Genomic DNA, 15,379 nt, shown 5'->3' on the forward strand with positions numbered 1-15,379 from the left:
CGGAGTCGGCGGACGGAGGCCGGCGCAGCGCCTCGAAGCCGGGGAGGCCCCTTGGGGCCGAGCAGTGCGAGAGGCGCGGAAAAGAGAGGACCGGAGGGCCGTGCCTCAAAGTCCTGGAATGGCGTCCAACCGTCCCTGCACACCGACGCCCGAAGCGTCGTCGGCGGGGCGCCCCGAACGGTCCTGGGCGACCTGGACCACTGTCATCGTCCGTCGGCGTGGCGCATCCCGTACGCCGTCCTCCGGACCATCGGCGATCCTCAGTGCGCGGCCGGAACCGGGAACGATGCGGTACGCGGGCGGGCGATGGGTCTCCGTACCGGCCAGGCTGCGTGGCTCGACGCACTGCCGCCCGACCTCTTCCGTCTGCCTGCGGGATACGGACTTCTCTGCCCTGCGCCGCGCGCCCATCCCCTGGCCGCGCCTCCCGATCACGACGGCCGAAGCCTCGTGCCGGGACGTCTTCACAAGAGTGGTGCTCGTACTTCTCTGCCAGTGCTCAGCACCCCAGCGGCTGGTGTACGCGGGATCCACCACGATCACCGCCAGCCCCGCGCGATGCGCCATCACCACCAGCCGGGACATGAACCGCGCATGCGGCAGACCGGCCACCCGCGCCCGGAACCTCCTGCCGGACCGCCCGGACCATCCGCACTGCTCACGACCGGTGGCGAAGCCCAGGTCCTCGATGACCAGGGCAGTCGCGCCACAACTCCTCGCCGCACGAATCACCGTGCTGCAGGCGTGCCGCACCGAGGCGTCACGACGGGATACCGGCCCCTCGCACGCTATGTCGACCCGACCGGGCCGATCCACCGGATTGCCGTGAGAGTCCAGACGCCAGAACGCCAGGTGGTCCACGTTCTGGTCGATCCCCAGCACCCCTCCGCTCACGGCCGCGACCAAGCGCGCGTCATCGTCCACGCCCGCCGGTACAGGGGCGATCACCTGGGTGAAGGACGCGGTCAGATAACAGCGGTCGGCATCGAAACGGATGGTGTATCCGACCGCCCGATCCGCCTCGACCTGCGAGCGCCACTCCGCATCCCGATACGCGAATCGGCAGCGCGCGTCGAGGGTGTAGCGACCGAAGCGGTCGCAGTGCTCCCGATGGCGCTCCGCGATGACCGCCGGGAGTTTGACCACGACGACGCCGTCGGGGCCGACGCGCAGGGACTGGTTCCCGTACGTCTTCCCGGCCTCTCCGTCGGCCTCGATCCGGTTCCGCGCTTCCCACCAGTGGTCCTGCCAGTCCCGCAGCGACCGCCCGGAACGGTCCAGATGCAGTCGCCGGCGCAAGAGGTCCTTGCCACCACGGACCACATGCACCCGACCGGCCGCCGCATCGGCGGCCACACGGGCGGCACGTGCGCGAAGGCCGAGGAGGCGCTGCTGTTTGGCCGCCCGAACCCGCCGCGTCGGATACCCCTTGGCCCGCGTTCCCTCGTCCCGGCCGCCCACCGGGATGGCCAGGCGCCGCTCGATCGAGTCGATCTCGGCCGCGAGGGAGGCGAGATGTGCCGTCTGTGCCCGTCGGGCGAGCTGCCACTGGTCGTTCGAACCACGTGTGATCGTGCCCGCCCACCGCGAGGAGGTGAGGGCGGTCAACTCACGCTTGCGCCGGGCGAAGTCCGCCGTGGTGTGCCGGGTTCCCAGTGCCACCCGCTCGGCGAGATCGCGCGCCGCCAGCCCTGACAGGTACTCGGCCAGCTCTCGGAGGATCACGGCATCACGGCCGGACAGGCGCAGCCTGGTCCGCACGGACAGCGCGCCGGTCGGCGCGGCCAGGCGGGGCGGTGTCAGTACCCGCAGTCCGGATGCGGAACGCGCGACCATGCCCCACCTCCGATCACCTGCTCGTCGGATGTATCAACGAGTCGGATGAACGAAGGTCACACATGCGGCCGAATCATCAGCACGCGGAATGGCACGAAGGGCCGTGCCTCGATTGCCTGGGCGTAAAGCGGGCGTCCAAACCCCCCAGGAGGCACGGCCCTCCGGCCGTTCGATGGGGCTTCGTGCCGCGCCGGCTCCGGTGGACGGAGTCCGGCGAAGCGGCTCGAAGCCCGTGAGGCGCCCCGGGCGCCGAGCGGTGCGAGGGGCGCGTCAGGGAATCAGACCGCGATGGCCACGTCCGTCAGGCTGCCGGCCTCGGTGACGACGACCTTGCGGTCGGCCTGGGCGCCGGGGACGAGGGCGCGGAGGGTCCACTCGCCGGTGGCCGCGTAGAAGCGGAACTGGCCGGTGGCCGAGGTGGGGACCTCGGCGGTGAACTCGCCGGAGCCGTCGAGGAGGCGCACGTAACCGGTGACGGGCTCGCCGTCCTTGGTCACCTGGCCCTGGATGGCGGTCTCACCGGGCTTGAGGGTGCTGACGTCGGGGCCGCCGACCTGGGCTCCACACATGTTCTCTGTCCTGTCCTGAAGAAGAAGTGGGGTTACTTGTTGGCGCCGAGCTCGATCGGCACGCCGACGAGGGAGCCGTACTCGGTCCACGAGCCGTCGTAGTTCTTGACGTTCGTGACCTCGAGGAGCTCGTGCAGGACGAACCAGGTCAGCGCGGAGCGCTCGCCGATGCGGCAGTAGGCGATGGTGTCCTTCGCCAGGTCGACCTGCTCGGCCTCGTAGAGGGCCTTGAGCTCGTCGTCCGACTTGAAGGTGCCGTCGTCGTTGGCGTTCTTCGACCACGGGATGTTGCGGGCGCTCGGCACGTGGCCGGGGCGCTGCGACTGCTCCTGCGGGAGGTGCGCCGGGGCGAGCAGCTTGCCGGAGAACTCGTCGGGCGAGCGGACGTCGACCAGGTTCTGGGAGCCGATCGCGGCCACGACGTCGTCGCGGAAGGCGCGGATCGAGGCGTCCTGGGCCTTGGCCTTGTACTCGGTGGCCGGGCGGACCGGGACCTCGGAGCCGTCGACCAGGTCACGGGAGTCGAGCTCCCACTTCTTGCGGCCGCCGTCGAGGAGCTTGACGTCCTGGTGGCCGTAGAGCTTGAAGTACCAGTAGGCGTAGGAGGCGAACCAGTTGTTGTTGCCGCCGTAGAGGACGACCGTGGTGTCGTTCGCGATGCCCTTGGCCGAGAGGAGCTTCTCGAAGCCCTCCTGGTCGATGAAGTCGCGGCGGACCGGGTCCTGCAGGTCCTTCGTCCAGTCGATGCGGATGGCGTTGCGGATGTGGTTCTTCTCGTAGGCCGAGGTGTCCTCGTCGACCTCGACGAGGGCGACCTGCGGGTTGTCGAGGTTGGCCTCGACCCAGTCCGCGTCGACCAGAACGTCGCTGCGAGCCATGCTGTTCTCCTCCGGGGCAGTGTGCGGGGGTGTGCTGCGGTGGTGCGGGTGTGGTGCGGTACGCGTCGTCGCGTGCGTGCGGACATGCGGATGTACGGACATACGGGCGTGCGTACGGCTCTGCACGGGGCGGCCCCGACGTCGGTCGGCGGGCCTGAGGGATACGGGAGTCGGCGTCCCGCTCAGACTGAGCGACAGAGCATGGCGGCGACGCGGCACAGGTCTACTGCCCGCCGCTTCGTGAGATCCGCCTGTCGCTTCATGCCCTCGATCGTAGGGACGGACATGCGGCCGTGTCACCGGTGTGTCGTATTTTGAGACGCGATCGTCCGAGATGCGAGACGTGATCGCGGTTCGGGGCGGCTCCGGACGGCTCCGCGCCCAGGTGTCCGCTTCGTCTTCTGCGGATCGGACGGCCACGTCTCAACATGTGGAAAACCGGCTTCCGCACGGCCCCCGTCAGCCCGCCAGGGCGACGTCCTTGCCGGTCACGGTGACCGCCAGGCCTTCCGGGCGCGGCTCGACCTTCTCCACCTTCATGCCGGCGATCAGACCGATCGGCCGCTCGAAGTCGGTGCGCGCGCGGACCAGTTCCTCCACGCCCGGGATGCCCGCGCCCGGCACCTCGTCGGCGCGGACCTTGAGCGTGTCGCCGTTCACGACGGTGACCGTGGAGAGGACCGACCTGGTCAGGCTGCGGCCCAGGATCTTCACGCTGCCGGTGACCTTGACCTTGCCGTTCCCGCCGTAGGCGACGGTGGCCTCGCGGTCGGAGGCGGCGGTGAGGTCCGCGTACGAGATGAGGGCCGTGCCGCTCGCGGAGCCCGCCTTGGCGCCCGCCCAGTCGCCGGTCACGGTCACGTCCCGCAGGGCCACGGTCAGCTCGCCGACCCGGACGTCCTTGTCGCCCGCCGTGGCCCGTACGCCGGCCGCCTTCACGTCGACCTCGTCGAACCGCCTGTCCACGACCTGGGTGAGGAACGGGAAGCCCTTGATGTCGACCTCGACCGACTCGGCGGGCGCGCCCGAGAGCTTCACCCGGCTCGACGCCTCCGACTCGGCGTACGACACGGCCAGCCGGTCGACGCCGACGAGGATCCCGCCCAGCACGACGGCCACGATCAACAGAATCCGCAGTGCTCGCATGGGCTGTGCGTCCCCCCGTTTTTGTTCCCGAAACAGTTCCGGCCCCCCGACACGAAGATCGACGTGTCGGGGGGCCGGTTGGTTCCCCTGGCGGAAAGGACCGCGGGCCGGGCCAGGGTCAGGCCAGGGCGCGGCCCAGCAGGTAGACGGCGGGCGCGGCGGCCGTGAGCGGCAGTGCGACGCCCGCGGTCATGTGGACGAAGCGCGAGGGGTAGTCGTAGCTGGCGACCCGCAGGCCGATCAGCGCGCAGACCCCGGCGCCGAGGCCGAGCAGCGCCCCGGAGGTCCCCAGGTCGGTGAGGCCGCCGGCCGCGATCCCGGCGCCGGCCGCGGCGAGCAGCGCGGCGATCAGGGAGACCGGTCCGGGCAGCGGCAGCGCCCGGGCGAGGACGGCGGCGGCGACCGCGATCCCGCCGACGACGACCGCGTCCGGGTCGGCCCCGAGGTGCCCGGTGGCGACGACGGTGAGGGCGGCGGAGGCGATAGTGGCCATCAGGCCGTACATGCGCTCGTCGGGGTCGGCGTGGCTGCGCAGCTGGAGGACCAGGCAGAGCAGCACCCAGACGCCGAGCGTGCCGAGGATCGCCGCGGCCGCGTGCTCCCGGCCGGTGGCGAGCAGGGCGGCGTCGGAGACGAGGCCGCCGAGGAAGGCGAGGGCGATGCCCTGCCGGGCGGGCCACATGCCGTTGAGCCGGAACCAGCCGGCGGCGGTGAGGCCCTGGAGCAGGACGAGCGGGACGACGAGCCCGTACGAACCGAGTGAGGCGCCGCCCGCGAGCAGCAGGCCGAGGACGGCGGTGAGGGCCGCGGGCTGCATCCCGGGCTCGATCACCGGCGAACGGCCCTCGGCGCGGGCGCGCTGGGCGTCGGTGAGGCGGACGTTCCCGGAGGTGGTGGGCGAGGAGTACGCGGGCCCGTCGTCGGCCACGGGGGCGGCCGGGGCCACGGGGGCGGCCGGGGCCACGGGGGCGGCCGGGACGGGCTCGGCCACGGGGACGTGCCCGGCGACCGGCTCGGCGACCGGCTCCGCGTAGTACGCGGCAGGGCTCCCGTGCGAGGCGTACGGCTGCTGCTCCCCGTACGACTGCTGGTACGGCTGCTGCTCCCCGTACGACTGCTGGTACGGCTGCTGCTCCCCGTACGACTGCTGCTGGTACGCCCCCTGCTGCGGCGCGGGCGCCTGCGCCGCCTGGATCTGCTCGTACGAGACGGCCGGCTGGTACGAGGTGTCCCAGGTCTGGCCCTCCCAGGTCTGGGTGACCTCGGCGGGGTTCTCGGCGTACGGCTGCTCGTACTGCTGCCCGCCGTAGTACTGGTCGTTGCTCATTGCTCTGGGGTTCACCCTCCTGCGAACGGGGGGAGCACCTCGACCGTGCCGCCCTCGGCAAGCCGTACCGTCTCATGGCTCCGGGTCCCGACGGGGTCGCCGTCGACCAGGAACGAGCACCGCTTCAGGACCTGGACGAGCTCGCCCGGGTGCTTCGCGCGGGCGGCGTCGAGGGCCTCGGCCAGGGTTCCGGCGGTGTACGGCTCCTCGGCGACACCGGCGGCGGCCTTGGCCGCGGCCCAGTAGCGGATGGTTCCCGCTGCCATAGCGGCGCTCCTCTCGTTCGTGTGCGCGCCGCCCCCCATCATGGGCTATGCGCGCGTGAGCCAGTCCCCGAGCCGGGCGAGCAGCTCCCCGCCGGCCGCGTTCTCGGCGTGGCCCATGCCCCGCTCCACCCAGAGTTCCGCGTCGCCCGCGGCGGCCAGCATGCGCGGGTGGTCGAGCGGGAAGTAGGCGTCCCGGTCGCCGTGGACGATCAGGAGGGGCGTCGGCGCGATCAGCGGGACCGCCTCCACGGGGGACAGGGGCACGGGGTCCCAGGCGCGGCTGTCGATCCGGGTGCCGAAGCCGTACCGCCCGACGAGGCGGCCCGCCGGCCGGGTGACCACCCAGTGGACGCGGCGCATCGGGGCCGTCCCCCGGTAGTACCAGCGGGCGGGCGCGGAGACGGCCGCCACCGCGTCCGTACGGGCCTCCGTCCCGCGCTCCAGGGCCGCGTGGCGCAGGACGACGGAGCCGCCCATGGAGAAGCCGACCGTCGCCACGCGCGCGTGGCCGAGCTCGCGGGCCCAGCGGACGGCGGCGGACAGGTCGAGGACCTCCCGGTCGCCGACGGTGGACCGGCCGCCGGAGCGGCCGTGCCCGCGGAAGGAGAAGGTGACGACGGCCGCGCCGCGCTCGGCGAGGGCCAGCGCGGCGCGCCGGACGGCGGGGCGGTCGGCCGACCCGGTGAAGCCGTGGGCGAGGACGACCGCCGTATCGGTGACACTTGCCCGTGAGGGTTCGTAAACCGCCTCGATCCGGACACCGTCATCGGTACGCAGCGTGGACCGCGACGTGGACCGCAAAGGGCGGGAAGTGAGCGAGGAAACATCCAGGATGTGAAATCGGCCCTCTGCCTCGGAACTCATGTGGGCTATTCTGCTTGCCAGAGGATCCGGGCAACGCAGCCCCCGGGTCCTTTTGTGTTTTCCGACCGTTGTTACGGACGGATGAACAAAAGCTCTCAGGCGCGAGAGAGCCAACGTGAGCACACATAGACGTCCTCGCAGGGACCGAGGAGGAACCGACGTCATGGACGAGCGAACGACGACGACGCACGACGGACCGACGACGCACGGCGTACCGACGACCGAAGAAGGTGCGGCGCGATGAGTTCTCTGCTGCTCCTGACCAACGCCCTCCAGCCGTCGACCGAGGTGCTTCCCGCCCTCGGCCTGCTGCTGCACAACGTCCGGGTCGCCCCGGCCGAGGGCCCCGCCCTCGTGGACACCCCCGGCGCGGACGTGATCCTCGTCGACGGGCGGCGCGACCTCCCGCAGGTGCGCTCGCTCTGCCAGCTGCTGCGCTCCACGGGGCCGGGCTGTCCGCTGGTCCTCGTCGTCACGGAGGGCGGTCTCGCGGCCGTCACCGCCGACTGGGGCATCGACGACGTCCTCCTCGACACGGCGGGCCCCGCCGAGGTCGAGGCGCGGCTCCGGCTCGCGATGGGCCGGCAGCAGATCGTCTCGGACGACTCCCCGATGGAGATCCGCAACGGCGACCTGTCGGTCGACGAGGCGACGTACAGCGCGAAGCTCAAGGGCCGGGTCCTGGACCTGACCTTCAAGGAGTTCGAGCTGCTCAAGTACCTGGCCCAGCACCCGGGGCGGGTCTTCACGCGCGCGCAGCTCCTCCAGGAGGTGTGGGGGTACGACTACTTCGGCGGCACCCGGACGGTCGACGTCCACGTGCGGCGGCTGCGGGCCAAGCTCGGCGTCGAGCACGAGTCGCTCATCGGCACCGTCCGGAACGTCGGCTACCGCTTCGTCACGCCCGAGAAGGTCGAGCGGGCGGCGGAGGAGGCCCGCGCCAAGGCGGACGGGACCCACGTCCAGGCCGACGGGACCCGTGCCCCGGCGGACGGGGCCCGTGCGAAGGCCGACGGGGCCCTCGCCCAGGAGGAGGCCCGAGCCTGAGGAGGAGGCCCTCCCCGGCGCCCGCGTCAAGGGAGCCACGGAGGGCATCACCCCCTCGGAGGACAGGAACGTGGCGTATGCCACAGTGCGACCTGCCGGTAGGCAGGTCCCCCCGCGTAGACTTCCGCGCGTGGCCAAGGTGACGCGGGACGACGTGGCGCGACTTGCGGGTACTTCTACCGCCGTCGTGAGCTACGTCATCAACAACGGACCCCGGCCGGTCGCCCCGGCCACGCGCGAGCGTGTCCTCGCCGCCATCAAGGAGCTGGGCTACCGGCCCGACCGGGTGGCCCAGGCGATGGCCTCGCGGCGCACCGACCTCATAGGCATGATCGTCCCCGACGCGCGCCAGCCGTTCTTCGGGGAGATGGCGCACGCGGTCGAGCAGGCCGCCGCCGAGCGCGGAAAGATGGTCCTCGTCGGCAATTCCGACTACCGGACCGAGCGCGAGGTCCACTACCTGCGCGCCTTCCTCGGCATGCGGGTCTCCGGACTGATCCTGGTCAGCCAGGGCATGAGCGAGCAGGCCGCGAGCGAGATCGAGGCCTGGGACGCGCGCGTGGTGCTGCTGCACGAGCGGCCCGAGGCGATCGACGACGTGGCCGTCGTCACCGACGACATCGGCGGCGCCCAGCTCGCCACCCGGCACCTCCTGGAGCACGGCCACCCGTACGTGGCCTGCCTCGGCGGTGTCCCGAACACCCCGGCCGTCGGCGACCCGGTCGCCGACCACGTCGAGGGCTGGCGCCGCGCCATGCAGGAGGCCGGCCTCTCGACCGAGGGCCGGCTCTTCGAAGCTCCGTACAACCGGTACGACGCCTACCAGGTCGCCCTCAAGCTGCTCGCGGGCCCGGACAGGCCGCCGGCCATCTTCTGCTCGACCGACGACCAGGCCTTCGGTCTCCTGCGGGCCGCCCGCGAGCTGCGCATCGAGGTGCCGACGGAGCTGGCGGTCGCGGGCTTCGACGACGTGAAGGAGGCGGCGCTCACCGATCCGCCGCTGACCACGGTCGCCTCGGACCGCCCCGCGATGGCCCGCGCGGCCGTGGACCTGGTCCTCGACGACTCGATCCGGGTGACGGGCTCCCGCCGCGAGCGCGTGAAGCTCTTCCCGTCGGCCCTGGTCGTCCGCCGCTCCTGCGGCTGCCACGGCCAGGACCGGCATGCGTAGGACCACGCGCGCCCTTACATAGGGCATACAGGCTTCTGTCGGGCTTCTCAGCCGCTCCTCAGACTGCTCTCATGTACGGATCCGAGAGTCATAGCCATGACGGACTTCCAGGAGCAGCAGCCGCAGCAGCCGTACTACCCGCCACGCCCCCCGTACGAGCCGACGCAGCCGATCAGCACCGAGCCGGGCACGACGATCTGGCCCTCGGGCGGTCAGGTGCCGCCGCCGGTGGAGCCGCCGCTCGTCGCCTCCGTCCCCGGCCCCTCGCCGCGGCGCCGCGCCAAGCGCGGGGTCGGGCTCATGGCGGCCGTGGCCATCGCTGCCGCGGCGGTCGGCGGCGGCACGGCGACGCTGCTCCAGAACCTCACCTCCGACAAGGCCTCCGTGAGCGCCTCCGCCCCCGTCGTGAGCGGCACCAACGTCTCCGTCGGCAGCAAGGGCACGGTCGCCGGGGTCGCCGAGGCGGTCTCCCCGTCCATCGTGGAGATCTCCGCGACGTCGGACTCCGGCAAGTCCACCGGCTCGGGCGTGATCATCACCTCCGACGGCGAGATCGTCACCAACAACCACGTGGTCTCCGGCGCCTCCACGGTCACGGTGCGGCTCAGCGACGGCAAGACGTACGAGGCCCGGGTCGTCGGCACCGACCCCGACAAGGACCTCGCCCTGATCAAGCTCCAGGGCGCCTCCGGGCTCAAGGCCGCCACCCTCGGCGACTCCTCGAAGCTGAGGGTCGGCGACGAGGTCGTGGCGATCGGCTCGCCCGAGGGCCTGACCGGCACCGTCACCAGCGGCATCGTCTCCGCGCTCGACCGGGACGTGACCGTCGCCAAGGAGGAGGGCGGCCAGGACCAGCAGCAGGGCCAGCAGCAGTGGGACCCGCGGCAGGGCTGGCCGTTCGAGTTCGGCGGACAGCAGTTCAACGGCGACACCGGCTCGTCGAAGACCACGTACAAGGCGATCCAGACCGACGCCTCGCTCAATCCGGGAAATTCCGGCGGCGCGCTGATCAATATGAACGGCGAGATCATCGGAATCAATTCGGCCATGTATTCGCCCAGTTCTTCGAGCGGCTCCACCGCCGGAAGCGTCGGCCTCGGATTCGCGATCCCGGTCGACACCGTGAAGGCCGACCTGGACGCCCTCCGCTCGGGCGGCACGAACTGAGCACGTGCGAGGCTGACCCCATGACGGGACAGCCCATGACCGGACAGCACAGCGAAGCCGAACGCATCCTCGTCGTCGACGACGAACCCGCCGTCCGCGAGGCCCTGCGCCGCAGCCTCGCCTTCGAGGGGTACGGGACCGAGGTCGCCGTCGACGGCCTCGACGCGCTCGCGCGGATGGAGTCGTACGCCCCCGATCTCGTCGTCCTCGACATCCAGATGCCCCGCATGGACGGGCTGACGGCGGCCCGCCGGATCCGGGCCGCCGGCTCGACCGTGCCGATCCTGATGCTCACCGCCCGCGACACCGTCGGCGACCGGGTCACCGGCCTCGACGCCGGCGCGGACGACTACCTGGTGAAGCCCTTCGAGCTGGACGAGCTGTTCGCCCGCATCCGGGCCCTGCTCCGCCGCAGCTCCTACGCCTCCGCGTCCGCCGCCGCCCCCGCCGAGGCCGACGTCCTGGCCTTCGAGGACCTGCGGATGAACCTGGCCACGCGCGAGGTGACCCGGGGCGGGCGGACCGTGGAGCTGACGCGGACCGAGTTCACCCTCCTGGAGCTGTTCCTCGCGCACCCCCGCCAGGTCCTGACCCGGGAGCAGATCCTCAAGGCCGTGTGGGGCTTCGACTTCGAGCCCAGTTCGAACTCGCTGGACGTGTACGTGATGTACCTGCGGCGCAAGACCGAGGCCGGCGGCGAGCCGCGCCTCGTCCACACCGTCCGGGGCGTGGGCTACGCGCTGCGCGGAGGAGGCGGGGAGTGACGGGCCGCCTGAGGAACTGGTTCCGCTCGCGGCCGCTGCGCTCCCGGCTCGCGCTGCTCACCGCGGCCGCCGTGGCGTTCGCGGTGGCGGCCGTGTCGCTGGCCTGCTGGTTCGTGACGCGGGCGCAGCTGGAGGCGGAGCTGGACTCCTCGCTGCGCAGCACCCGCCTGGACCCGAACGGCGTGCAGCAGCTGCTCTCGATGTGCCGCCAGGGCACGCCGCCGCCGGTGGCGGGCTCGTACACGGTGCAGGTGGTCCTCGGCGACGGCGGCGCCTGCACCTCGGGGGAGGCCGCGATCCCGGTCGGCGCCGCCGAGCTCGCGGTGGCCCGGAAGCAGCTGGACGACTCCCTGCACACGGTGAAGGACGGCGCCGGCCGCGAGATGCGGGTCTACACGTACCAGCAGGACAGCCCGCTGGAGATCGCCGTCTCCGTCGCCCGCCCCCTCTCCGAGATCGACAACTCGATGTCCACGCTCCGCTGGGTGCTGCTCCTGGTCTCCGGGATCGGCGTCGTCGGCGCGGGCGCGGCCGGCCTGTGGGTGGCGCGGACCGGCCTGGAGCCGGTGGACCGGCTGACCGGCGCGGTCGAGCACGTCGCCGCGACCGAGGACCTGACCGTCCGCATCCCGGTGGAGGGCGAGGACGAGATCGCCCGGCTGTCCCGCTCCTTCAACGCGATGACGGCGGCGCTCGCGAGCTCCCGGGACCGGCAGGCGCAACTCATCGCGGACGCGGGCCACGAGCTGCGCACGCCGCTGACCTCCCTGCGTACGAACGTCGAGCTGCTCGCGCGCAGCGAGGAGACCGGCCGGGCGATCCCGCCGGACGACCGGCGGGCCCTGATGGCCTCGGTGAAGGCGCAGATGACGGAGCTGGCCGCGCTGATCGGCGACCTCCAGGAGCTGGCCCGCCCGGACGCGGTCCAGCCGGGCCCGCTCGAAGTGGTCCCGCTGCACACGATCCTGCGGACGGCCCTGGACCGGGCGCGCCTCCGCGGCCCCGAGCTGACCTTCGTGACGGACCTGGCGCCCTGGTACGTACGGGCGGAGGCGCCCGCGCTCGAACGGGCCCTGGTGAACGTCCTGGACAACGCGGTGAAGTTCTCGCCGCCCCGGGGCACGGTCGAGGTGACCCTGATGCGCGGCGAACTGACCGTCCGCGACCAGGGCCCCGGCATCGCCCCCGACGAACTCCCCCACGTCTTCGACCGCTTCTGGCGCTCCCCCTCGGCCCGCAGCCTCCCGGGCTCCGGCCTGGGCCTGTCGATCGTGGCCCGTACGGTCCAGCAGGCGGGCGGCACGGTCTCCCTCGCCCCGGCCGAGGGCGGCGGCACGGTGGCGACGCTCCGCCTGCCGGGCGCCCCGACCCCGCCGCCGGAGCTGTGAGGCCGGGGGACGACGGCCCCGCTCTAGTTGTGCCTCAGCAGGGCCTCGACGAGCCCGGCCCGGGTGTTGGGGAAGTCCAGGGGCACGATCCCGAGCCCGACCTGCCCGGCGAGTTCGGCGCTGTCCAGGAAGCCGTGCACCCACGGGTTGAGCCGGTCGGAGTTCCAGCGGGGCGGGAGGTAGGCGGAGGTGCTGACGAAGTTCACGTAGAGCCGGCCGGGCTGGGTGACGGCGGCGCGGAACTGGGCCTGGATCTTGGGGTACTTGGCGTCGGGGAGGGCGTTCCAGTCGTCCTGGACGGCGAAGACGGAGCCGTCTCCCCACCTCAGCCCGGGAAGCCCGCCGTTGTCGGCGAGGAGCACGACCCGTCCGCGGGCCTCGCCGAGCAGGGGCAGCGCGTCCCCGATCCGGAAGAGGGACCGCCAGCCGCGCCGGTCGAGGTAGTCGTCGAAGACGGCGCGGAAGGTGGCGTCGGACTCCTCGGAGTACTCCTGCTTGACTCTCATGAGGACGGTCTCGGAGGGGTGCGCGGCGAGGAAGTCCCGGCAGGCGACGAGCACGTCGCCGAACATCATGTTCTGGTACGAGGCCCCGTGGTGGATGGCGAACGACCCGCCGGTCACCCGGCACCGCACGTCCAGGAACCGGATCCCGCTGTCCAGCTGCTGGGCGATGGTGGTGTTCTGGCACTCGCTCCAGGCCCCGCCGAACCGGGCCCCCGAGTCGTGCGTCCCGGGAATCGTGAGCCGCCGCAGCGGCGTCCCGTCCCCCTTCTCCCCCATCCACGCGCGCGTGTCCACGGCCGAGGCGGCGGGCGCCCCGACGAACAGCGCGGCTCCGGCCCCGAGGGCCCCCACGAGCAGTCGTCGTCGGTCCATGGACCGGGACTATGACAGGTCCACAACAACAACACCAGAGCGCGTACGGAAGTACGGACGTACGGGAAAGGGGGGCGGCGCCCCGCCGAAACGGTTCGCCGCCCCCCCTGTTCAGAGGCCCGTGCGGACTACTTCACGACCGTGATCCGGTTCGCCGCCGGGACCTGCAGCGGGTTGGCCGCCGAGGAGTGGGACGACAGGTAGGCGTTGAAGACGTCGAGGTCCGAGGCGCCGACCAGCTTGTTGGTGCCGGTGGCCAGGGCGCCGAAGCCGTCGCCGCCGCCCGCGAGGAACTCGTTCATCGCGACGCGGTAGGTCTTCGCCGGGTCGATCGCCTCACCGTTCAGCTTGATCGTGCCGTCGACGACGCGGTCCGCGCCCGTCTTGGTCATGTCGAGCGTGTACGTGAGACCCTTCGACACCTGGAGGATCTTGATCGAGTTCAGGTTCGAGCCGCTGACCTGCTGCTTCAGCGCGGTGATCAGGTTCGCGCCGGTCAGGTCGACCACGTTCATCATGTTGGTGAAGGGCTGCACGGTGAAGGACTCGCCGTACGTCACCACACCGTCGCCCTCGGCGCCGGACGCCTTGTAGACGAGGTCGGCGCGGATGCCGCCCGGGTTCATCAGGGCCAGCTGCGCGCCGCCCTTGTCCGCCGGGGACAGGCCCTCCAGCTGCGCGTCGGCGATGACGTCGCCGAGCGGCTTCTCGTACGCCGTGGAGCCGCGGCCGTTGATGTCGGCGGCGATGTAGCCCTGCGGGCGGTTCGCGACCGGCGCGGCGAGCGCCTTCCAGTCGGCGATCAGCTGCGAGATGTCCTGGGCCTTCGGGACGTCGCGCGAGACGACGTGGTTGGCGGAGGCGACCGCCGTGCGCACGATGTCCTTGGTGGCGCGGTCGTACGTCAGCGTCGTGTCCGTGTACAGCTTGCCGAACGAGGACGCCGAGGTGACCAGGCGCGGGTTGCCCGCCGGGTCCGGGATGGTGCACACGTACGCCTGGTGCGTGTGGCCCGTGACCAGCGCGTCGACCTGCGGCGAGACGTTCTTCGCGATGTCGACGATCGCGCCGGAGACGCCCTCGCCCTCGCCGTCGCCGTCGCCGTCGCAGTTGTAGTTGTACGAGGCGGAGGCCGGCATGCCGCCCTCGTGCACCAGGGCGACGATGGACTTGACGCCCTTGCGCTCCAGGATCTTCGTGTACTTGTTGATCGTCTCGACCTCGTCGCCGAACTTGAGGCCCTTGACGCCCTCGGCGGTGACGACGTTCGGGGTGCCCTCCAGGGTCACGCCGATGAAGCCGATCTTGACGCCGTCCTTCTCCCAGACGTAGTACGGGTCGAGGATCGGCTTGCCGGTCTTCTCGTCCGTCACGTTCGCCGCGAGGTACGGGAAGTCGGCGCCGCCGAAGGTCTCGCCCTCGACGAAACAGCCGGCGGTCGGGTGACAGCCGCCGTTCTGCATCCGGGCCAGCTCGCGCGCGCCCTCGTCGAACTCGTGGTTGCCGACCGAGGTGACGTCGAGGTCCAGGTCGTTGAGCGCCTCGATGGTCGGCTCGTCGTGGAAGAGCCCGGACAGCAGCGGCGAGGCACCGATCATGTCGCCGGCCGCGGCGGTGATGGAGTAACGGTTCCCCTCACGGGCCTGGCGCAGGTGCGTCGCCAGGTACTCGACGCCACCGGCGTCGATCTTCTCCGTCGTCCCGTCCTCCTTGGTCCGGGTGACCTGCCCGGACGAACCGGCCGGCGGCTCCAGGTTGCCGTGCAGGTCGTTGAAGGACAGCAGCTGGACGTCGACCATCCGGCCCCAGCCCTTGCCGTTCGTCCCGCCCGCGGCGTACTCGCCCCCGGCCGCGCCGGCCGACGGCATCGCGGCGAAGAGCGCCCCCACCGTCGCAAGCCCGGCTCCGGCGGCGAGAATTCGCCGCCCCGTCTTGTTCTTCCTTGGCGTCGCTGCCATCTCTCCCCTAGTCCCCTTGCCCCGATTCGCGGCCTTGATCTACTCCCCCGTTGCGCGTGAAGCCTAGAGTCAACGCGCGTAGCGCAACAGGGGGGAGTGGGTTACAAGACAGTTGCCGAT

Annotated in this window: 15 protein-coding genes; 5 read left to right on the forward strand and 10 right to left on the reverse strand. The window is 71.8% G+C overall.

All coding sequences use genetic code 11. From position 1 onward, the window contains the following. Positions 1–105: 105 nt before the first annotated feature. The 8 genes from ACH4TP_RS35650 to ACH4TP_RS35685 all read right to left on the reverse strand — a co-directional run bounded on the left by ACH4TP_RS35650 (position 106) and on the right by ACH4TP_RS35685 (position 6,886). Positions 106–1,836, reverse strand: a complete 1,731-nt coding sequence (locus tag ACH4TP_RS35650) for an IS200/IS605 family accessory protein TnpB-related protein (protein WP_398440221.1) — start codon at positions 1,834–1,836, stop codon at positions 106–108. 278 nt (positions 1,837–2,114) lie between these two features. Beyond that, positions 2,115–2,405 carry a DUF1416 domain-containing protein gene (locus ACH4TP_RS35655; protein WP_030693674.1) on the reverse strand — a complete coding sequence of 97 codons (291 nt, stop codon included), beginning with the start codon at positions 2,403–2,405 and terminating at the stop codon, positions 2,115–2,117. Positions 2,406–2,437: 32 nt separating this feature from the next. Continuing rightward, on the reverse strand, positions 2,438–3,283 hold the full coding sequence (locus ACH4TP_RS35660) for a sulfurtransferase (RefSeq protein ID WP_389236974.1): 846 nt from the start codon (positions 3,281–3,283) through the stop codon (positions 2,438–2,440). A 182-nt stretch (positions 3,284–3,465) separates the two neighbouring features. Further along, on the reverse strand, positions 3,466–3,570 hold the full coding sequence (locus ACH4TP_RS35665; RefSeq protein ID WP_359096586.1) for a putative leader peptide: 105 nt from the start codon (positions 3,568–3,570) through the stop codon (positions 3,466–3,468). Between the two features lie 172 nt (positions 3,571–3,742). Then, a complete protein-coding gene (locus ACH4TP_RS35670; protein WP_398440222.1) occupies positions 3,743–4,429 on the reverse strand; it encodes a DUF2993 domain-containing protein in 687 nt (228 codons plus the stop codon). A gap of 118 nt (positions 4,430–4,547) precedes the next feature. Next, positions 4,548–5,756 carry a hypothetical protein gene (locus ACH4TP_RS35675; protein ID WP_398440223.1) on the reverse strand — a complete coding sequence of 403 codons (1,209 nt, stop codon included), beginning with the start codon at positions 5,754–5,756 and terminating at the stop codon, positions 4,548–4,550. 11 nt (positions 5,757–5,767) lie between these two features. Next, the gene (locus ACH4TP_RS35680; protein ID WP_389236980.1) at positions 5,768–6,022 is read right to left on the reverse strand and encodes a MoaD/ThiS family protein; all 255 of its coding nucleotides are present in this window, start codon (positions 6,020–6,022) and stop codon (positions 5,768–5,770) included. Between the two features lie 45 nt (positions 6,023–6,067). Beyond that, positions 6,068–6,886, reverse strand: coding sequence for an alpha/beta hydrolase (locus tag ACH4TP_RS35685; RefSeq protein WP_398192045.1), 819 nt, complete (start codon positions 6,884–6,886; stop codon positions 6,068–6,070). A gap of 240 nt (positions 6,887–7,126) precedes the next feature. Between ACH4TP_RS35685 and ACH4TP_RS35690 the strand changes: the two genes are divergently transcribed. From ACH4TP_RS35690 to ACH4TP_RS35710, 5 genes are all read left to right on the forward strand, one after another. Beyond that, the gene (locus tag ACH4TP_RS35690) at positions 7,127–7,933 is read left to right on the forward strand and encodes a winged-helix domain-containing protein (RefSeq protein WP_389236984.1); all 807 of its coding nucleotides are present in this window, start codon (positions 7,127–7,129) and stop codon (positions 7,931–7,933) included. 130 nt (positions 7,934–8,063) lie between these two features. Beyond that, the gene (locus ACH4TP_RS35695) at positions 8,064–9,104 is read left to right on the forward strand and encodes a LacI family DNA-binding transcriptional regulator (protein ID WP_389236986.1); all 1,041 of its coding nucleotides are present in this window, start codon (positions 8,064–8,066) and stop codon (positions 9,102–9,104) included. A gap of 96 nt (positions 9,105–9,200) precedes the next feature. Further along, on the forward strand, positions 9,201–10,271 hold the full coding sequence (locus ACH4TP_RS35700) for a S1C family serine protease (protein WP_389236988.1): 1,071 nt from the start codon (positions 9,201–9,203) through the stop codon (positions 10,269–10,271). 35 nt (positions 10,272–10,306) lie between these two features. Beyond that, complete coding sequence (locus ACH4TP_RS35705) at positions 10,307–11,035, forward strand: response regulator transcription factor (protein ID WP_398440243.1); 729 nt, start codon at positions 10,307–10,309, stop codon at positions 11,033–11,035. Then, positions 11,032–12,423 (forward strand): sensor histidine kinase, encoded by a 1,392-nt coding sequence (locus ACH4TP_RS35710; RefSeq protein ID WP_398192041.1) that lies wholly within the window; start codon positions 11,032–11,034, stop codon positions 12,421–12,423. Before ACH4TP_RS35705 ends, ACH4TP_RS35710 begins: the two co-directional genes overlap by 4 nt. 23 nt (positions 12,424–12,446) lie before the next feature. On the opposite strand, the gene ACH4TP_RS35715 is transcribed toward ACH4TP_RS35710, so the two are convergent. Together ACH4TP_RS35715 and ACH4TP_RS35720 are read right to left on the reverse strand one after the other, a co-directional pair. After that, a complete protein-coding gene (locus tag ACH4TP_RS35715) occupies positions 12,447–13,301 on the reverse strand; it encodes a phosphatidylinositol-specific phospholipase C (protein ID WP_398440224.1) in 855 nt (284 codons plus the stop codon). 128 nt (positions 13,302–13,429) lie between these two features. Then, complete coding sequence (locus tag ACH4TP_RS35720) at positions 13,430–15,259, reverse strand: bifunctional metallophosphatase/5'-nucleotidase (RefSeq protein WP_398440225.1); 1,830 nt, start codon at positions 15,257–15,259, stop codon at positions 13,430–13,432. Positions 15,260–15,379: the final 120 nt, after the last annotated feature.

This window comes from Streptomyces sp. NPDC021012 (assembly GCF_044333355.1).
In the GTDB taxonomy this organism is placed as follows: Bacteria; Actinomycetota; Actinomycetes; order Streptomycetales; family Streptomycetaceae; genus Streptomyces.

Excerpts from the sequence above, each read along its gene's own strand:
- ACH4TP_RS35675 (WP_398440223.1), bottom strand. The coding sequence starts at position 5,756 with ATGAGCAACGACCAGTACTACGGCGGGCAGCAGTACGAGCAGCCGTAC.
- ACH4TP_RS35680 (WP_389236980.1), bottom strand. The coding sequence starts at position 6,022 with ATGGCAGCGGGAACCATCCGCTACTGGGCCGCGGCCAAGGCCGCCGCC.
- ACH4TP_RS35660 (WP_389236974.1), bottom strand. The coding sequence starts at position 3,283 with ATGGCTCGCAGCGACGTTCTGGTCGACGCGGACTGGGTCGAGGCCAAC.
- ACH4TP_RS35700 (WP_389236988.1), top strand. The coding sequence starts at position 9,201 with ATGACGGACTTCCAGGAGCAGCAGCCGCAGCAGCCGTACTACCCGCCA.
- ACH4TP_RS35715 (WP_398440224.1), bottom strand. The coding sequence starts at position 13,301 with ATGGACCGACGACGACTGCTCGTGGGGGCCCTCGGGGCCGGAGCCGCG.
- ACH4TP_RS35655 (WP_030693674.1), bottom strand. The coding sequence starts at position 2,405 with ATGTGTGGAGCCCAGGTCGGCGGCCCCGACGTCAGCACCCTCAAGCCC.
- ACH4TP_RS35670 (WP_398440222.1), bottom strand. The coding sequence starts at position 4,429 with ATGCGAGCACTGCGGATTCTGTTGATCGTGGCCGTCGTGCTGGGCGGG.
- ACH4TP_RS35685 (WP_398192045.1), bottom strand. The coding sequence starts at position 6,886 with ATGAGTTCCGAGGCAGAGGGCCGATTTCACATCCTGGATGTTTCCTCG.
- ACH4TP_RS35705 (WP_398440243.1), top strand. The coding sequence starts at position 10,307 with ATGACCGGACAGCACAGCGAAGCCGAACGCATCCTCGTCGTCGACGAC.
- ACH4TP_RS35690 (WP_389236984.1), top strand. The coding sequence starts at position 7,127 with ATGAGTTCTCTGCTGCTCCTGACCAACGCCCTCCAGCCGTCGACCGAG.
- ACH4TP_RS35665 (WP_359096586.1), bottom strand. The coding sequence starts at position 3,570 with ATGTCCGTCCCTACGATCGAGGGCATGAAGCGACAGGCGGATCTCACG.
- ACH4TP_RS35650 (WP_398440221.1), bottom strand. The coding sequence starts at position 1,836 with ATGGTCGCGCGTTCCGCATCCGGACTGCGGGTACTGACACCGCCCCGC.
- ACH4TP_RS35720 (WP_398440225.1), bottom strand. The coding sequence starts at position 15,259 with ATGGCAGCGACGCCAAGGAAGAACAAGACGGGGCGGCGAATTCTCGCC.